Origin of the sequence: Thermus amyloliquefaciens (genome assembly GCF_000744885.1) — a bacterium.
In the GTDB taxonomy this organism is placed as follows: domain Bacteria; phylum Deinococcota; class Deinococci; order Deinococcales; family Thermaceae; genus Thermus; species Thermus amyloliquefaciens.
In genome coordinates this window covers 782,925-798,880 of sequence record NZ_JQMV01000003.1, presented here as the reverse complement: position 1 = coordinate 798,880, position 15,956 = coordinate 782,925, and the positions used below count along the sequence as shown (strand labels likewise).

General features: G+C 68.4%; 13 protein-coding genes. 10 read left to right on the top strand and 3 right to left on the bottom strand.

Annotation, left to right across the window (positions count from 1 at the left end; all coding sequences use genetic code 11):
• The first annotated feature begins 72 nt into the window (after positions 1-72).
• Together lepA and BS74_RS04450 are read left to right on the top strand one after the other, a co-directional pair.
• Entirely contained in the window at positions 73-1,899 is a 1,827-nt protein-coding gene (gene lepA / locus BS74_RS04455; protein ID WP_185747690.1) for a translation elongation factor 4, read from the top strand.
• Positions 1,889-2,872: a sensor histidine kinase gene (locus tag BS74_RS04450; RefSeq protein ID WP_038056422.1), complete on the top strand. Its 984-nt coding sequence runs from the start codon at positions 1,889-1,891 to the stop codon at positions 2,870-2,872. Before lepA ends, BS74_RS04450 begins: the two co-directional genes overlap by 11 nt.
• A gap of 70 nt (positions 2,873-2,942) precedes the next feature.
• Here BS74_RS04450 and sdaAB read toward each other — a convergent pair whose 3' ends face one another.
• Positions 2,943-3,605 (bottom strand): L-serine ammonia-lyase, iron-sulfur-dependent subunit beta, encoded by a 663-nt coding sequence (gene sdaAB, locus BS74_RS04445; protein WP_038056420.1) that lies wholly within the window; start codon positions 3,603-3,605, stop codon positions 2,943-2,945.
• Between the two features lie 17 nt (positions 3,606-3,622).
• Between sdaAB and BS74_RS04440 the strand changes: the two genes are divergently transcribed.
• Genes BS74_RS04440 through BS74_RS04430 form a run of 3 tightly spaced genes read left to right on the top strand, consistent with a single transcriptional unit; the run spans position 3,623 to position 7,055 of the window.
• Positions 3,623-5,554, top strand: coding sequence for a hypothetical protein (locus BS74_RS04440; RefSeq protein ID WP_038056418.1), 1,932 nt, complete (start codon positions 3,623-3,625; stop codon positions 5,552-5,554).
• Positions 5,551-6,402, top strand: coding sequence for a dihydrodipicolinate synthase family protein (locus BS74_RS04435; RefSeq protein WP_038056416.1), 852 nt, complete (start codon positions 5,551-5,553; stop codon positions 6,400-6,402). Before BS74_RS04440 ends, BS74_RS04435 begins: the two co-directional genes overlap by 4 nt.
• On the top strand, positions 6,399-7,055 hold the full coding sequence (locus tag BS74_RS04430) for an LEA/WHy family protein (RefSeq protein ID WP_038056415.1): 657 nt from the start codon (positions 6,399-6,401) through the stop codon (positions 7,053-7,055). The genes BS74_RS04435 and BS74_RS04430 overlap by 4 nt, the downstream gene beginning before the upstream one ends.
• Here BS74_RS04430 and cdd read toward each other — a convergent pair.
• Positions 7,052-7,420, bottom strand: coding sequence for a cytidine deaminase (cdd, locus tag BS74_RS04425; protein WP_038056414.1), 369 nt, complete (start codon positions 7,418-7,420; stop codon positions 7,052-7,054). The genes BS74_RS04430 and cdd overlap by 4 nt on opposite strands.
• Positions 7,407-8,732 carry a hemolysin family protein gene (locus tag BS74_RS04420; RefSeq protein WP_038056412.1) on the bottom strand — a complete coding sequence of 442 codons (1,326 nt, stop codon included), beginning with the start codon at positions 8,730-8,732 and terminating at the stop codon, positions 7,407-7,409. The genes cdd and BS74_RS04420 overlap by 14 nt, the downstream gene beginning before the upstream one ends.
• Positions 8,733-8,814: 82 nt before the next feature.
• Here BS74_RS04420 and BS74_RS04415 point away from each other — a divergent pair, with 82 nt between their 5' ends.
• Genes BS74_RS04415 through BS74_RS04395 form a run of 5 tightly spaced genes read left to right on the top strand, consistent with a single transcriptional unit; the run spans position 8,815 to position 15,955 of the window.
• Complete coding sequence (locus tag BS74_RS04415) at positions 8,815-9,249, top strand: MarR family winged helix-turn-helix transcriptional regulator (RefSeq protein WP_038056410.1); 435 nt, start codon at positions 8,815-8,817, stop codon at positions 9,247-9,249.
• Positions 9,242-10,510, top strand: a complete 1,269-nt coding sequence (locus BS74_RS04410; protein WP_038056408.1) for a TolC family protein — start codon at positions 9,242-9,244, stop codon at positions 10,508-10,510. Before BS74_RS04415 ends, BS74_RS04410 begins: the two co-directional genes overlap by 8 nt.
• Positions 10,507-11,475, top strand: a complete 969-nt coding sequence (locus BS74_RS04405; protein WP_038056406.1) for a TolC family protein — start codon at positions 10,507-10,509, stop codon at positions 11,473-11,475. The genes BS74_RS04410 and BS74_RS04405 overlap by 4 nt, the downstream gene beginning before the upstream one ends.
• 2 nt (positions 11,476-11,477) lie before the next feature.
• Positions 11,478-12,659 (top strand): efflux RND transporter periplasmic adaptor subunit, encoded by a 1,182-nt coding sequence (locus BS74_RS04400; RefSeq protein ID WP_038056404.1) that lies wholly within the window; start codon positions 11,478-11,480, stop codon positions 12,657-12,659.
• Entirely contained in the window at positions 12,656-15,955 is a 3,300-nt protein-coding gene (locus tag BS74_RS04395) for an efflux RND transporter permease subunit (protein ID WP_038056403.1), read from the top strand. Before BS74_RS04400 ends, BS74_RS04395 begins: the two co-directional genes overlap by 4 nt.
• Position 15,956: the final 1 nt, after the last annotated feature.

The window sequence follows — 15,956 nt, the reverse complement described above, 5'->3', positions numbered from 1 at the left end:
CGGCCAGGCGCCCCACGTCCGGGACCAAGCCACCGGGAAGCCAGCTTGACTTTGCCCCCTCCACCCTGGACGATGAGAAGGATGGATGGCAGGCGCATCCGCAACTTCTCCATCATCGCCCACGTGGACCACGGGAAGTCCACCCTGGCCGACCGCATCCTGCAGCTCACCCATGCGGTGAGCGAACGGGAGATGCGGGAGCAGTTTTTAGACTCCCTGGAGCTGGAACGGGAGCGGGGCATCACCATCAAGGCCAGCGCCGTACGGGTGGAGTACCGGGCCAAGGACGGGGAAACCTATATCTTCAACCTCATCGACACCCCCGGCCACGTGGACTTCACCTACGAGGTCTCCCGGGCCTTGGCGGCGGTGGAGGGGGTTCTTTTGGTGGTGGACGCCAGCCAAGGGGTGGAGGCGGAAACCCTGGCCAAGTTCTACATGGCCCTGGAGCACGGCCACGTGATGATCCCCGTGATCAACAAAATCGACCTGCCCAACGCCAGGCCCCTGGAGGTGGCCCTCGAGGTGGAGGAGGTCTTGGGCCTGCCCGCCGACGAGGCCATCTTCGCCTCGGGGAAGACGGGGGAAGGCGTGGAGGAGGTCCTGGAGGCCATCGTAAAGCGCATCCCGCCCCCCAAGGGCGACCCCGAGGCCCCCCTAAAGGCCCTCATCTTTGATTCCCTTTACGACGCCTACCAAGGGGTGATCCCTTACCTCCGCCTCTTCGAAGGAAGGGTGCGCCCGGGGGACCGGATCCGCATCTACTCCACCGGCAAGGAGTTCACCGTGGATAAGGTGGGGATCTTCACCCCCCAAGGGCTCATCCCCGTGGAGGAGCTCACCGCGGGGGAGGTGGGTTGGCTGGTGGCCGCCATCCGGGACATCCACGACGTCCAGGTGGGGGATACCATCACCCACGCCCATAGGCCCACGGACGCCCCCTACCCCGGCTTCCGCCCCGCCAAGCCCGTGGTCTTCGCCGGGCTCTACCCCGTGGACTCCGGGGACTACGGCAAGCTCCGGGACGCCCTGGAAAAGCTCAAGCTCAACGACGCCGCCCTTACCTTTGAGCCGGAGACCTCCACCGCCCTCGGCTTCGGCTTCCGCTGCGGCTTCCTGGGGCTTCTCCATGCGGAGATTGTGCAGGAGCGCCTGGAGCGGGAGTTTGGCCTGGAGCTCATCGCCACCGCCCCCAGCGTGGTCTACAAGGTCCGCCTGAAGAACGGGGAGGAGATGGAGGTCCTCAACCCCGCCGACCTCCCCGACCCCACCAGGATTGAGGAGATCCTCGAGCCCTACGTCAAGCTCACCGTCTTCACCCCCGAGGAGTACGTGGGGGCCATCATGCAACTCGTTCAGGAAAAGCGGGGTCGCTTGGTGAACATGACCTACCTTCCCGGGGAAACCAAGCGGGTGGAACTGGTCTACGAGGTGCCCTTTGCCGAGATCCTCTACGACTTCCACGATCGCCTGAAGAGCCTCTCCCGGGGGTATGCTTCCATGGATTACGAGCAGATCGGCTACCAGCCCGGGGACCTGATGAAGGTGAACATCCTGGTGCACGGGGAGCCCGTGGACGCCCTCACCTTCATCGCCCACCGGGAGAAGGCCTACACCATGGCCCGGGCCATGGTGGACAAGCTGGCGGAGGTCATCCCCCGGCAGCTCTTTGAGGTGCCCATCCAGGCGGCCATCGGGGGCAAGATCATCGCCCGGGCCACGGTGAAGGCCCTGCGGAAGGATGTGCTGGCCAAATGCTACGGTGGGGACGTGACCCGGAAGAAGAAGCTCCTGGAAAAGCAAAAGGAAGGGAAGAAGCGGCTCAAGGCCATCGGCAAGGTGGAGGTGCCCCAGGAGGCCTTCTTGGCGGTGCTCTCGGCGGGACGGGATGAGTCTTAGGGCAAGGCTGGCCCTGGTCATCGCCCTTCTGGCCTTTCTGCCCAACCTGGTCCTGGCCCTCACCCTGGGCCTCGTGGGGGAAGGCCCATGGCTACCCTTGGTGCTCTGGCTTCTCCTCATCGCCCTGGTTTCCGCAGCCGTGGGGTATTTCCTGGCCCAAAGCCTCCTCAGGCCCTTGGAGGAGCTGGCCCGTGCCCTGGCCTACCTCTCCCTGAAGGAGGGGCCGGTGAACGAGCTCAGGTTGCCTGCCCCCAAGGAGCCCCCGCCCCAGGAGATCGCCCTTCTCCGCGCCCGCTTCGGGGAGCTCCTGCAACGCCTGCAACGCCTCATGGAGGCCAGGGAAGCCTTCTACGGCGCCCTGGCCCACGACCTTAAGACCCCCCTCCTCTCCGCCATCCGGGCCCTGGAGTACCTGGAAAGGGCCGACCACCTGGGGCGGGAAAGGCGGGTGGAGCTCCTTATGGCCCTAAGGCGGGAGCTTTCCCAGGCCCACCTCCTGGTGGAAAACCTCCTGGCCCTTGCCCGCCTCGAGGCCCACACCCCCCAGCGGGAGACCCTAAACCTAAGGGCCCTGGCCGAGGACCTCCTCCTGCGCTACCGGGAGGAGGCGGAAAGGCGGGGGCTTGGCCTGAGGGTGGAGGGGGCAGGCCTGGCCCGGGGGGAGCGGCTCCTTTTGGAAAGAGCCCTGGCCAACCTTCTGGATAACGCCCTCCGGCACGCCAGGACCCAGGTGCGCATCCGGGTGGAGGAGGGGGCCATGCAGGTGGAGGACGACGGGGAGGGGCTTCCCCTTCCCCTCGAGGCCCTGGCCCAGCCCTTCCGCCAGGGCCCTGGGAACCGGGGAAGCGCTGGGCTAGGCCTCTACACCGCCAAGCGGGTGGCCGAGGCCCACGGGGGGAGGCTTCTGGCCTGCAAAAGCCCCTTGGGGGGAGGGTGTTTGCGCCTGGAGCTTCCCTCCGCCAAGGAGCTTTAAGGGCCGGGAAGAAGGGCGATGCCCAAGGTCCTTCTAGGCCCCCGTGGGGGCGCAAGCCACGAGGGGGCAGTTAGTCCATAACCGGGGGAATCTGCCGCACCCAGAGGATGTAGGAGAGGTACTCCAGGTACCTCAGGGGAACCTCGGAAAGGGGGCGGTCCACCTCCAGGCTCATCATGGCCTCCCCACCCCGCTTCTTGCGGCTTACCGTGAGGTAGGCAATGTTCACGTCGTCATCGGCCAGGATCCGGGCCACCCGGGCCACCACCCCCGGGGTGTCCACGTTGCGGATGACCAGGGTGGGGGCTGCCCCGGTGATGCGCACCTCAAAGCCCTCCAGGTCAAAGATGCGCACCAACCCCCCTCCCAGGGAGCTCCCCGTAACGGTGAGGCGCTCCTTCTCCCCCTCCAGAACCATGCGCACGGTGTTGGGGTGCACGTCCCCCAGTTCCACCTCCCTAAAGACCACCTCGAGGCCCTCCTTCTCCGCCAGGGCCAGGCTTTCCTTAAGCCTTTCGTCGTCGGGCTTCAGGCCCAGGACCCCTGCCGCCAGGGCCAAGTGGGTGCCGTGGCCCTTTCCCGTCTTGGCAAAGGAACCGTGCAGGCCAAACTCCACCCGTCTGGGCTTCTCCCCCAAAAGGTGGCGGGCCAGAAGGGCGAGGCGGCAGGCCCCGGCGGTGTGGCTGGAGGAGGGCCCCACCATCACCGGACCGATCATGTCCAGAAGACCCATGCCTGTAGAATAACCCCATGCGCGCGTTCCTGACCCGGGCCATCGGCCTCCTCCTGGCCGTGGGTCTCCCGGTCTTGGGCCAAAGCCTGGTGGTCCCCAGGGAGGTCCAGGCGGGGCGGTCCGTGGTTTTAGAGGGGCGGGACCTGCCCGAGGGACGCTTCCCCCTGGTGCTGGAGGGGCCGGAAGGGCAGCAAACCCTGGAGGTGGAGGTGCAGAAGGGAAGGTTCCAGCTGGAGCTAAGCCCCAAGGCCCCCGGGGAGTACCGCATCCGGCTTTCCCTGCCCGCCGGCGCCTTGGAAGCCCGCTTCACTGCCCTTGCCCCCGCCCTCCCCGAGCTGACCCGGGAAGGCCTTAAGCTCCCCTGGGGCCTCCTGCCCCTGCCCCCGGGGGAGTGGTTGGGACCCCTGGTCCAGGGGGATAAGGTGTACGTGGCCCAGGGGCTTTTGGTGGTGGAGACCAGCCTGAAGGGGGAATCCCTTGCCTTCCACTTCGCCCCAGCCCGCCTCCTGGCCCTCCGTCCAGGCCCCGAGGCCCTCCTGGCGGGGGACTGGGTCCTGCCCATCCCCTTCCCCCCCTTGCCCTTTGAGGGCGACGGGGAGGACCTAGAGGCCCTAGGCGCCCTCCTCCAGGCCCTCAAGCCTCCCAAGCCCTGGCCCTACTTCGCCTACTGGACCCAAGACCCCGCCACCCTCACCCCGGAGGACCTGGAGGCCTACGGCCAGGATCTCCTGGCCCGGGGCCATAGGCCGGAACTCCTCTTCGGCCAGGCGGGGGTGGCCCGCATGGCGGAGGCCTCCCGCTCCTTACGGCAGAAGGACCCCGAAAAGGCCCTCCTCCTGGCCCAGGCCCTTCTCCGCTACACCCCCCTTTTCCCCGGTTCCTTGGCCTTTTTCAGGGAAACGGCCCAGTACCTGGAGGCCCAGGGGCACCCGGCCCAGGCCCTGCGCTTCCAGGAAGCGGAGAAACTCCTTAGGGCCTGGCTTCCCCCAAAGCTTTCCCTGCTTCCCCCCGCCCTGGGGACCCTGGGCCTGGCGTATCTCGCCCTTATGCTCTACCTCTTCCTCTTTTACCTGCCGGCCCAGCTAAGGGACCTGAAGCCCCTGGGGGGCTACCTGGGCGGATTCTGGAAGCACCCCCTCTTGCGCTTTAGGCACCTCCACCTGGCCTACGCCAGCCTGGGGGAAAGGATCCTGGCCCTGGCCCTCCTCCTGGCCCTTGGCCTGGGCCTCCTCCTTCAGGGGCTGGACGCCCGGGTGCGGGCGGGGCTTTCCGCCCCCCCCTTAGACCAGGGGACCCTCCGCACCCAAAAAGCCCAGGACTGGCTGCGCGCCCTGCCCCCCACCCCTGAGGTGAAGGCCCTTTTGGGCTATGCCCTCCTCCCGGAGGCCCCCAAGGAGGCCCAGGGCCTCCTTGGGGAGGCCCCTTTGCCCTTCGCCCTGGCCCTCAGGGGGGACGAGACCCACTTGGCCCAGGCCTACCGCCAGGCGCCCCTCGAGGGCCCCATCCGCACCGCCTTAGGGCTGGGCCAGGACCCCTGGGGGGCCAGGGAGCCAGGCCCCTCCTTGCGCACCCTTTACCTGGCCCTTCTCAAGGTGGAACTCCGGCGCCTCCAGGAGGATCCCTTCCGGGGGTTCCTGCGCCTGGACACCCCCCTTCCTGAAGGGGTGAAGCCTTGGGCTTTCGCGGGCTTCTGGCTCCTCCTCCTCTACCACCTCCTCACCTTCCTCCTGCCCCGGCGCAGGACCCCGGTCCCCCCCTCCTGGGCCCTGGGGGTGCGCCTCTTGGTGCCGGGAAGCCTGGGGTTCTCCGCGGGGCTGGGCCTTGTCCTCCTCCTCCTGGCCGCCTACGGGTTCCTGGCCCTCCTGAAGGGGCAGGGGCCTACCCTCCTGATCCTGGCCTATGGGCTCCACCTCCTGGGGTTGGTCCTTAGCCTGAGGAGGCCCGCATGATCCTTCCCCCCATCCCCACCCCCTTTGACCGGGAAGGCCGGCTGGATGCGGAGGCCTTTCGCGAGCTGGCGGAGGCCCTGGAACCCCTGGTGGACGGGCTCCTCATCTACGGCTCCAACGGGGAAGGCGTCCACCTGACCCCGGAGGAACGGGCCAAGGGGCTTCGGGCCCTTAGGCCCCGGAAACCCTTTCTGGTGGGGCTCATGGAGGAAACCCTACCCCAGGCGGAACGGGCCCTTCAGGAGGCCCAGGAAGCCGGCGCCCTGGCCCTCTTGGCCACCCCACCCCGGTACTACCACGCCAGCCTAGGGGAGGGACTGGTGGCGTACTACCAGGCCCTGGCGGAGAGGATGCCCGTTTTCCTTTACCACGTGCCCCAGAACACCAAGGTGGACCTCCCCCTTGCCGCGGTGGAGCGCTTGGCCCAGCACCCCAGGATCCAGGGCATCAAGGACTCCAGCGGGGACCTGGTGCGCCTGGCCTTTTACCAGGCCCACCTGAAGGACTTCCGGGTCTTCACCGGCCACGCCCCCACCTTCTTGGGGGCCTTGGCCTTGGGGGCGGAAGGGGGCATCCTGGCCGCGGCCAACCTGGCCCCCAGGGCCTACCGGGCCCTCTTGGAAGCCTTCCGGGCGGGGCGGGTGGCGGAAGCCCAGGCCTGGCAAAGAAAGCTCTTCCCCTTGGGGAGCCTCCTCTCCCAAGGAGGGGTACCCCTCCTCAAGCAGGCCCTCCGGCACCTGGGCCTTCCCGCCGGCTACCCAAGGCCCCCCTACCCCCAGGAAAGCCCCCTATGGCCCAGGTTCCTGCCCGTCTTGCAGACCCTCGAGGAAGAGGGGTGGATTTTATGAGAAAGTGGCTCCTCCTGGCCTTAGGTCTTCTGGCGGCTTGTGCCCCCCAGACCCTGACCCCGGAGGCCCGTTTCCGGGGAGGGGAGATCCGGGGTTTTGCGGTAAGCCCGGAACCCCTTCTCCTCCTGGGGGTAAGGGTGGAGTTCCAAAACCCCAACCCCTTCCCCCTCCCCCTTGCCACCTTCGGCGCCCGGCTCCGGGTGGGGGAGGTGACGGTGCCCCTGGACCTCACCCTACCCCCCGGGAGGAAAGAGGAGGTCCTCTTGGTGCGGCTTAGCCCCAAAGGAGCCCTCGCCACCGCCCAAGCCCTCCTTTCCCGGGAGGGGGTGGAGGTGGCCCTGGAAGGCCGCACCCTGGGCCAAACCCTCACCTTCTTCCGCACCCGGCTGGCCTTCCCCCTGGAACCCCCAAGGGTGCGCCGGGCGGGGGTGAACCTCTTCCTGGAAAACCCCAACCCCCTGCCCTTGCGGGTGGAGGGCAGGCTGGTGCTCCTGGGCCAGACCTTCCAGGTGGAGGCCGACCTCCCCGCCCAAGGGGAAAGTAGGCTCCAGGTGGTGGGCTTCCGTCCCGGCCTGGAGCGCGGATCGGGGCGGCTGGAGCTTGTCCTCGAGGTCCCCGGCCTCTTCCGCCAGAGCCTGGTCCTCCCCCTTTAGAGCCTAAAGCCCAGGGGCAGAAGCTCCTCCAGGGTCCGCACCACATACCCCTCGGGCCCGTGCATCACCACCTCGGTCCCGGGGGTGGAAAACTCCAGGAGCACCTGGCGGCACCCCCCGCACGGGGGAACGGGCCCCTTGGGGCTATAGATGTGCACCCGGTGGATGCGCCGCTTCCCCGCCAGGACCATGGCCGCCACCGCATTTCTTTCCGCACACTGGGAAAGGGGGAAGGAGGCGTTTTCCACGTTGACCCCCAAAAACTCCTCCCCCTCCGCCTCCACCAGGGCCACCACGGGAAAACCGGAATAGGGGGCATAGGCCCGCTCCACATGGGCCTTCAGGACGGCCCTAACCCTCTCCATGTTCCACCAACCTCTCCACCCGCACCCTTTCTATGCGGCGCTGGTCCGCGCTTTCCACCACAAAACGGAACCCCTGCCACTCCACGCTCTCCCCCACCCCGGGGATGCGGCCAAACCGCTCGTAGAGGAAACCGGAAAGGGTGTCGTACTCCCCCTCGGGGAGCTCTACCCCCAGGGCCTCGGAGACCTCGTCCACGGGGGTCTGGGCCTGGATGGAGAAGGAACCGTCGGGAAGCCTGCGGATGGCCATATCCTCCGGCTCGTCCGTCTCGTCGTAGATCTCCCCCACGATCTCCTCCATCACGTCCTCCAGGGTGACCAGGCCCGCGGTGCCCCCGAACTCGTCCACCACGATGGCCATGTGCACCTTCCGCCGCCTTAGCTCCCTAAGGAGGGTCCAGGCATCCATGTTCTCGGGGACGAAGTAGGGGGGGTGGGCGATGGAGACCACGGTGCGTCCCTTGAGATCCTCCTCGCAGTGGTAATCCAGCAGGTCCTTGGCGTAGGCCACCCCCACGATGTGGTCCACGCTCTCCTTGTAGACGGGAACGCGGCTGTAACGGTGCTCGCGGAAAAGGTGGAGGAAGTCCTCCAAGGTGGCGTCGGCCTCAATGGCCACCATCTCCACCCGGGGGGTCATGATCTCCCGCACGGGGGTTTCCTCCAGCTCCAGGATGGAGTGGATCATCTCCTCCTCCTGGGCTTCTATCGTGCCCGACTCCTCCGCCCCCGCCAGGATGAGCTTGAGCTCGTGCTCCGAAACCAAGGGGGTATCCCGGGGCTCGAGGCCCAGCACCCGCAGGAAGAAGCCCGCCACCAGGCTGAAAAACCGGCCCACCGGGTAGAGGAGGAGGGAGAGGAGGTAGATGGGCCAGGCGGCCACCTGGGCTAGGGGCACGGCGTGGTGCACGGCGATGGACTTGGGGGTGATCTCCCCAAAGAAGAGGATCAGGAAGGTCATGGCCCCCGTGGCCACCCCCACCCCCACCGAGCCGAAGGCCCGGGTGGCCAGGTCCGTCACCAAGGCGGTGGCGGCGATGTTCACCAGGTTGTTTCCCACCAGGATGGTGGTGAGGAAGCGGGTGATGTCCTGGGAGAGGAGCCGGAAGGGCCCCCCTTGGGTTTCCGCAAGCTCCCGCACCTTCCAGGGGTAGAGGGTGGTGAAGGCGGTCTCGCTCGCGGAGAAGAAGGCGGAAAGGGCCAGGAAGAGGACCAAAAGAAAAAGGTCCCCAGGGCTTGGGGCTTGGGACTGGGCCAGGGCTATGGTGCCGAAGGGCAGGAAAAAGAGCCACCGACTGGGAGGTCTGTCCATATCACCTTTTCGCATTGTACACCATGGGCAAGTGTGGCCCGGCCCCACCTCCTTACTTCACCTTTCTGTATAGTTGAAGGGTATGAATGGTCCGCCCCTCACCCTGGTGGAGGAGCTTTCCCGGTTGGGCTATGCCCTCATGCGCCTCCTCTTCGCCCGGGCCAAGGAGGTCTTCGCTAAGGAAGGGGTGTCCCCCCTGCAGGCGGAGGCGCTCCGCCTGGTGGCCGAGGGGGTGCGGCTGCCCTCAAAGCTGGCCGAGCACCTGGAGGTCCTGCCCTCCCAGGTCTCCCACCTCCTGGCCTCCTTGGAAGAAGCCGGCCTCCTGGAGCGCCACCCCGACCCCGAGGACCGGCGGCGGGTCCAGCTCCAGCTCACCCCCAAGGGCAAGGCGGTGCAAGGACGGCTCCAGGCGGCCTGGCTGGAAGCCTACCGCCAGCACCTGAGCCGCCTGAACACCGCGGAGCTCATGGCCTTCCGCGACCTTTTGAAAAAGCTCACGGAGGTGGAGCGTGGCTAGGCTTTGGGCCCTTCTTTTCCTCCTGGTCCCGGCCCTGGCCAGCGGCCACGCCCTGGACCCCTTGCGGGAGCACCCCCTCCTCCGCCAGGCCCAAGCCCTTCTGGAGGCGGCGCGCAAGGGGCTGGAAGCCCAAGCCGCCCCCCTCGCCTTCAACCTCCAGGGCAACTACGCCCGGCTGGGCTACGAGTGCACCCCCGCCTCCCTCTGCCCAAGCCTCCCCGCCACGGGGGGAAGCCTCACCCTGGCCCTGGTCCTCACCCCCTTCCCCTTCGGGGAGACCGCGGACGGGCTCGCAAGGGCCCAGATCGCCTACCGCCGGGCGGAGCTCGGCTACCGCAAAGCCCTCACCGCCCTCCAGGCCCAGGCGGTGGCCGCATACGGCCGCTACCAGCTGGCCCTCTTGGGGGAAAAGCTGGCGCAAAAAGGCCGGGAGCTGGCCCAGACGGCCCTCGAGGCGGCCAGGAAGCGCCAGGCCAACCCCAAGGAACTCCGGGAGGCGGAGCTGGCCCTAAAGGAAGCGGAAAACCGCCTCCTGGAGGCCCAAAGGAACGTGGAGCTGGCGAAAAAGGGGGCGGAGGGCCTGGTGGACCTCACCAAGCCCCTTCCCGAGATCCCCCCGCCCCAGGGCACCACGCCCCTCGCCCTGGAGGAGGCCCGCCTGAGCCTGGAGGAGGCCAGGATCGCCTACGCCGCCTCCCTGCGCACCCTTTTCCCCGAGGTCAAGGCCAGCTACCTCCTCTACCCGAGCGGGAACGACACCTTGGCCCTAAGCCTTTCCAGCCGGAACCTGCAACCCACCCTGGCCTACACCCGGCAGGACCCAGGGCAACGGCCCACCAGCCTGCCGGGGGGTAGCTACCGCACCGCCGAGGAGCTCAGGCTTTCCCTTTCCCTCACCCTCACCCCCGGCCTTTTTGCCGCCCTGGAGGCGGCCGCGGCCCAGGTGCGGGGAGCGGAGGAAGCCCTAAAGGCGGCCGAGAGGCAGGCCCGGCTCCAGGGGGAAACCCTGGAGAGCTCCCTCAGGGCCTCGAGGCTGGCCCTGGAACTGGCCCGCCTCCGCCAGGAGGCGGGGAAGAAGGCCCTGGAGGAGGCGGTTAAGCGCCTGGAGCTGGGCCTGGAAAGCCCCCTGGCCCTGTTGCAGGCGGAGCTTTCCCTCCTCCAGGCGGAACTGGCCCTGGCCCAAGCGGAAAACGATCTGCGGAACAAGTGGATGGAGCTTTACCAGTTTTACGGCGAACTCTTACCGGAGGTAACCCCATGAGAAAAGGTGCCCTAGCCCTTCTTTTGCTCCTGGCTCCCACCCTGGCCCAGCCCCTCCCCGAGGCCCTGAAGAAGGCCCCGGAGGTGACGGCGGTGGTCCTCGCCCGGCTGGAAGCCGAAACCCGGCGGAAGGACCTGGAGCGCACCCTTCAGGACCCCTTGCGCACCCCCTTGGCCGAGCTGCAGGCGCGCCAGGCCTGGGAACTGGCCGAGGCCAGGCTCAAAAGGGCCTTGGCCCAGGCGGAAAACGAGATCGCTTCCGCCTATGCCCAGGCCTACGAGGCCCTCCTGCAGGTGGGCCTGGCGGAAAAGGCGGTGGAGGTGGCCGAGCTGGGGCTAAAGGCCACGGAGATCCGCCTCAAAGGGGGTGGGGCCACCAGCCTGGACCTCCTGGAAGCGCAAAACCGCCTCCTGGAGGCCAGGAAGAACCTGGAGCTGGCCCAAAAGGGACGGGATAGCGCCTTGGCCGCCCTGGCCCAGCTGGTGGGCCCCTGGAGGCCGGAAAGCGTTAAGGAACTTCCCACCCTCCCCGAGGGGAAGGTGGTGGAAACCCTGCTTCAGGAACACGCCGACCTCTTGCAACTCCGGCAGTCCCTGAACCTTCTCCGCTTCCAGCGGGGCCTCCTGGACGAAAGCTTTGCCCCGAGGAAGGATATAGAGGCCCTGGAGGACCAAAGCCAGGCCCTGGAAACCAACCTGGCCAACCTGGAGCGCACCCTCAGGCTGGGCCTGGAGGCCAGGTACCGCCAGCTTGTCCCCCTCCTCCAGGGGGTAAAGGCGGCGGAGGAGGCCTACCGGGCCGCCCAGGAGCGCTACCGGGCCGAGGAAAAGCGTTTCCAGGCGGGGCTCACCAGCCGGCTTAGCCTGTTGCAGCAGGAGCTTTCCCTGAGGCAGGCGGAGCTTACCCTGGAGCAGGCCAAGCACGCCTACCTGAAGGCCTACTACGGCCTTCTGGCCTCGAGGTGAACATGCGCCCGCTTCTCCTTCTCCTACCCCTCCTTCTCTTCGCCTGCGCCCCCAAGAGGGCAGAGGCCCCCGCGCCAGAGGCCCAAACCCCCTTGGCCCTCCAGGTGCGGGTGGTGGAGGCCAAGCAGGGCGTCCTGGAACGGGAGGTGCGGGCCTCCGCCAGCCTGCAGGCGGAACAGGACAGCCTGGTGGCGGCGGGGGCCTCCGGCCGGGTCCTGCGCACCCTCCCCGCGGGCACCCGGGTGCGGGCGGGGGAGGGGGTGGTTTACCTGGACCCCGCCCCCTTCCAGGAAGCCCTGGAGGCCGCAAGGCTGAACCTCCAGCAAGCCGAGGCCAACCTGGAGCGCGCCCAAAACCAGCTTTTGGGGAACCGGGCGACCCTCAAGGCCCAGCTCCAGGCGGCCGAGGCCCAGCTCCAGGCGGCCAAGAGGCGCTACGAGGAGGGCCAGGCCCTTTTGGCCATCGGGGCCTTGGCCCCCTTGGACCTCAAGGCCCTCGAGGCCCAGTACCGCCAGGCGGAAAGCGCCTACCAGAACGCCTTGGAGGCCCTGTCCCGCCTGGAGCGGGCGGAGGACATCAGGCTTCTTAAGCTCCAGGTGGAGGCCGCCAGGCTCCAGGTGCGCCAGGCGGAAAGGAACCTGAGGGAAAGCGTGGTCCGGGCCCCCTTTGCCGGGGAAGTGGTGGAGGTCTTCGTCAAGGAGGGGGAGTTCGTGGGAGCGGGAAGCCGGGCCTTCCGCCTGGCCACCACGGAGCGCCTCCTGGCCAAGCTCTTCCTTCCCCCGGACCAAGCCAGCGCCCTCAGCCCCGAAACCCCCTTTCTCCTCAGGCAAAACGGCCAGGAGGTGGCGGCCCGCCTCTTGCGCAAAACCGACCTGCCGGGCCAGACCCGGCTGGTGGAGGTGGTCCTGAAGCCAGAGGGCCGGCTTCTCCCAGGCCCCGCCGAGGTGCGCTACCGGGTGAGGCTGGCCGAGGGCATCCTCCTCCCCTTGGCCAGCCTCCAGATCCGGAATGGGGAGGCCCGGGTCTTCGTGGTCCAGGAGGGCAAGGCCCAAAGCCTCCCCGTGCGCCTCCAGGCCCAGGAGGCCGGGCAGGCGGTGGTGGAGGGTCTAAAGCCCAACACCCTGGTGATCCATCCCGTCCCCGAAAGCCTTAGGGACAACGACCCCGTGGAGGTGGTCCGGTGAGGGAAAACCCCTTGGTGGCCTTTTTCGTGGAACGCTTCGTCTTCGCCACCGCCATCTTCGTGGGCCTGGTGCTGGTGGGCCTCCTCCTGGGCCTGGGGCTTGGGGTGGAGCTTTTGCCCCGCTTCAGCGTGCCGGTGGTGGCGGTGTCCACCTCCTACCCCGGGGCAGGCCCCGAGGAGGTGGCGGAGCAGGTCTCCAAGCCCCTAGAGGATGCCCTTTCCACCCTGAGCGGGGTGGACACCATCGGGAGCAGCTCCACCGAGGGCTTCAGCCTGGTCTTCGTCCAGTTCCAGCAGGGGGTGGACGTGGACCGGGCAGCGGTGGAGGCCAGCCAGAAGGTGGCCGCGGCGCGGGGCCAGCTCCCCAAGGACGCCTCGGCCCCGGTGGTGCAGAAGTTTGACCCCTCGGCGAGCCCGATCCTTTACGTGGCCCTCGAGGCCCCGGGGGAGGACCTCTCCCAGGTGCTCCGCTACGCGGAGCGCACCCTGAAGCCCAAGCTCCAGCTGGTCCCCGGGGTGGCGGACATCCGCCTCACCGGGGCCCCCAAAAGGGCCATCCGGGTCTACCTGGACCCGGACCGGCTTCAAGCCCTAGGGGTGGCGCCCGGCCAGGTGGCCCAGGCCCTGGCCGCCTCGGCCCTGAACCTGCCCCTGGGCTCGCTCACCGAGGGGGAGAAGCGGCTGGTCTACACCCTGCGGAGCACCCCCGCCACCGCGGCCCAAGTGGCGGACCTCCTCCTGGACCCCTCCCGGGGCCTCCGGGTGCGGGACGTGGCCCGGGTGGAGGAGAGGGCCGAGGAGCCCACCACCCTGAACCGCCTGAACGGCCGCCCCGCCGTCCTCCTGGCGGTGGTCAAAACCCCGGACTCCAACGCCGTGGCCGTGGCCGACGGGGTGAAGCGGGCCCTTTCCCAGATCCGCCTCCCCCAAGGCTACCGGGCGGAGGTGGCCTTGGACACCACCCGCTTCATCCGCGCCGCGGTGGAGGACACGGTGCGGGAGGCCTTCCTCGCCGCCCTGGCCGTTTCCCTCGTGGTCTTGATCTTCCTGGGGAAGCTCAACTCCGTGTTCTCCGTGATCCTGGCCATCCCCATCACCCTCTCCGGGGCCATCCTGCTCTTTGGAATCCTGGGCTTCACCTACAACCTCATCAGCCTCCTGGCTCTCACCGTGGCCGTGGGCATCGTGGTGGACGACTCCATCGTGGTGGCGGAGAACATTGACCGCTACCGACGCCTGGGCTATGGCCTGAAGGAGGCGGTGCTCAAGGGGGCCAGCGAGGTCTCCGTGGCGGTGGCCGCGGCCACCTTGAGCCTCCTCGCCGTCTTCCTCCCCATCAGCTTCCTGCCGGGGCTCATCGGGCAGATCTTCCAGCAGTTCGGGCTGGGGATGGCGGCGGCCATCGCCGTGAGCTGGCTGGAGGCCCTCCTCTTCCTCACCGTGCGTCTGGCCTACTTCCCCGACCCCGACCCCCCACCCCTCCAGGAAGCCTTCCGCGCCCTCGGCCTCCTGCCCCAGGACCTCCGCTTTGCCTACCGGAGGGGTTACCGCACCCCCTTGGGCCTGCTCCTTGGCCTGGCCACGGCCTACCTCCTCCTCCGCCTGGGGCCTGGCTACCTCCTCCTCCTCCCCCTCTACCCCGCGGCCTACGGGGTGCTCCGCTACCTCTTCCGCCTCCTCCTTGACCTCCTGGGGGCCGTCACCCGCCTCCTCCACGGCCTGGCGGAGGCGGGCCTGAGACGGCTCACGGAGGCCTATGCCCGCAGCCTGGCGGGGGCCCTGAGGCGCCCCGGCCTGGTCCTCGGGGTGGCGGGCCTCGCCTTCCTCTCCATCTTCCCCATCCTGCCCAGGATCCCCTTCAACTTCACCCCCCGCTCCGACACCGGGGTGCTCACCGCCACCCTGCTCCTGCCCAAGGACACCCCCTTGGCGGTGGCCGACCGGGCGGCGAGGGCCCTCGAGGCCTACTTCCTCGCCCATCCCGCCGTGCTCCGGGTGGTGACCACCGTGGGGGCCAGCGCCGTGGGCGGGGCCCAGGTGGGAGACCCAAGCCGGGTGCAACTCCAGATCGTCCTGAGGCCCAAGGGGGAGCGCCAGGACATCTTCGCCCTCACCGAAACCTTCAACCGCGAGGGGAAGGCGCTTCTCAAGGACTTCCCCGGGGCCGACCTGCGGGTCCTGGCCCAGACAGGCCCCGAGGCGGGGGACGCCGATTTGCAGTTCTTCGTCACCAGCCCCGACCGTGCCCTCCTGGAACGGCGGACAGAGGCCATCACCGCCCTCATCGCCGAGAAGCCCTACGTGCTGAACGTGAAGAGCACCCTCGAGGCCACCCAGCGGGAGCGGGTCTTCGTCCCCGACCCGGCAAGGCTCGCCGGGACCGGCCTCACCCCCGCGGACCTGGCCCAGGCCCTGAGGCTCTACCTCTCCGGCACCCAGGCGGCCACCGCCCGGCGCTTTGGGGAGGAGTTCCCCGTGGTGGTCCAGGCCGACCCCCTGCGCCTGGGGAACGAGACGGACCTCCTCTCCCTCCCCGTCTACGCCCCCGCCCTGCAGGCCTTCCTGCCCCTGGGGAGCCTGGGGCGGTTTGTGGAGCGGCCCGGACCCACCCTGATCTCCAGGCGCAACCAGGCCTACGCCGCCGGGATCAACATCAACCTCAAGCCCGACGCCCCGGGAAGCTTCCAAATCCAGCAGCAGCTGGAGGCGGAGCTTAGGGAAAAGGGCCTCCTGGGCGACGGGGTGGAGCTCATCGCCACCGGCCTCGGCTCCTTCACCGGGGAGCTGGCCCGGCTGGCCCCCCTGGCCTTCCTCCTGGCCCTGGTCCTCAACTACCTGGTCATCGCCAGCCAGTTCAACGCCTGGCGCTACCCCCTCTACCTCCTCCTCCCGGTGCCCCTGGCCCTGGTGGGGGCCTTCTGGCTCACCTACCTCCTGGGCACCGGCTTGGACGTGATCAGCGTCCTGGGGGTGGTGATGCTCATCGGCCTGGTCACCAAAAACGCCATCCTCCTCCTGGACTTCGCCGTGAAGCGCATGCGGGAGATGCCCCTGAAGGAGGCCCTGGTGGAGGCGGCCCGGCTCCGCCTGAGGCCCATCCTCATGACCACCCTCACCGTGCTCATCATCAGCCTCCCCTTGCTCCTGGGCACCGGGGAGGGGGCGGAGTACCGTAAACCCTTAGGGGTGATCATCTTAGGAGGGTTGCTCTCCTCCACCCTCCTCACCCTCTTCGTGGTGCCCGCGGCCTTCTACACCTTTGAGCGTGGGCGGGCCCGGGAACCCGTCCTGAGGTGAA

Excerpts from the sequence above, each read along its gene's own strand:
- lepA (WP_185747690.1), top strand. The coding sequence starts at position 73 with ATGAGAAGGATGGATGGCAGGCGCATCCGCAACTTCTCCATCATCGCC.
- BS74_RS04450 (WP_038056422.1), top strand. The coding sequence starts at position 1,889 with ATGAGTCTTAGGGCAAGGCTGGCCCTGGTCATCGCCCTTCTGGCCTTT.
- sdaAB (WP_038056420.1), bottom strand. The coding sequence starts at position 3,605 with ATGGGTCTTCTGGACATGATCGGTCCGGTGATGGTGGGGCCCTCCTCC.
- BS74_RS04440 (WP_038056418.1), top strand. The coding sequence starts at position 3,623 with ATGCGCGCGTTCCTGACCCGGGCCATCGGCCTCCTCCTGGCCGTGGGT.
- BS74_RS04435 (WP_038056416.1), top strand. The coding sequence starts at position 5,551 with ATGATCCTTCCCCCCATCCCCACCCCCTTTGACCGGGAAGGCCGGCTG.
- BS74_RS04430 (WP_038056415.1), top strand. The coding sequence starts at position 6,399 with ATGAGAAAGTGGCTCCTCCTGGCCTTAGGTCTTCTGGCGGCTTGTGCC.
- cdd (WP_038056414.1), bottom strand. The coding sequence starts at position 7,420 with ATGGAGAGGGTTAGGGCCGTCCTGAAGGCCCATGTGGAGCGGGCCTAT.
- BS74_RS04420 (WP_038056412.1), bottom strand. The coding sequence starts at position 8,732 with ATGGACAGACCTCCCAGTCGGTGGCTCTTTTTCCTGCCCTTCGGCACC.
- BS74_RS04415 (WP_038056410.1), top strand. The coding sequence starts at position 8,815 with ATGAATGGTCCGCCCCTCACCCTGGTGGAGGAGCTTTCCCGGTTGGGC.
- BS74_RS04405 (WP_038056406.1), top strand. The coding sequence starts at position 10,507 with ATGAGAAAAGGTGCCCTAGCCCTTCTTTTGCTCCTGGCTCCCACCCTG.
- BS74_RS04400 (WP_038056404.1), top strand. The coding sequence starts at position 11,478 with ATGCGCCCGCTTCTCCTTCTCCTACCCCTCCTTCTCTTCGCCTGCGCC.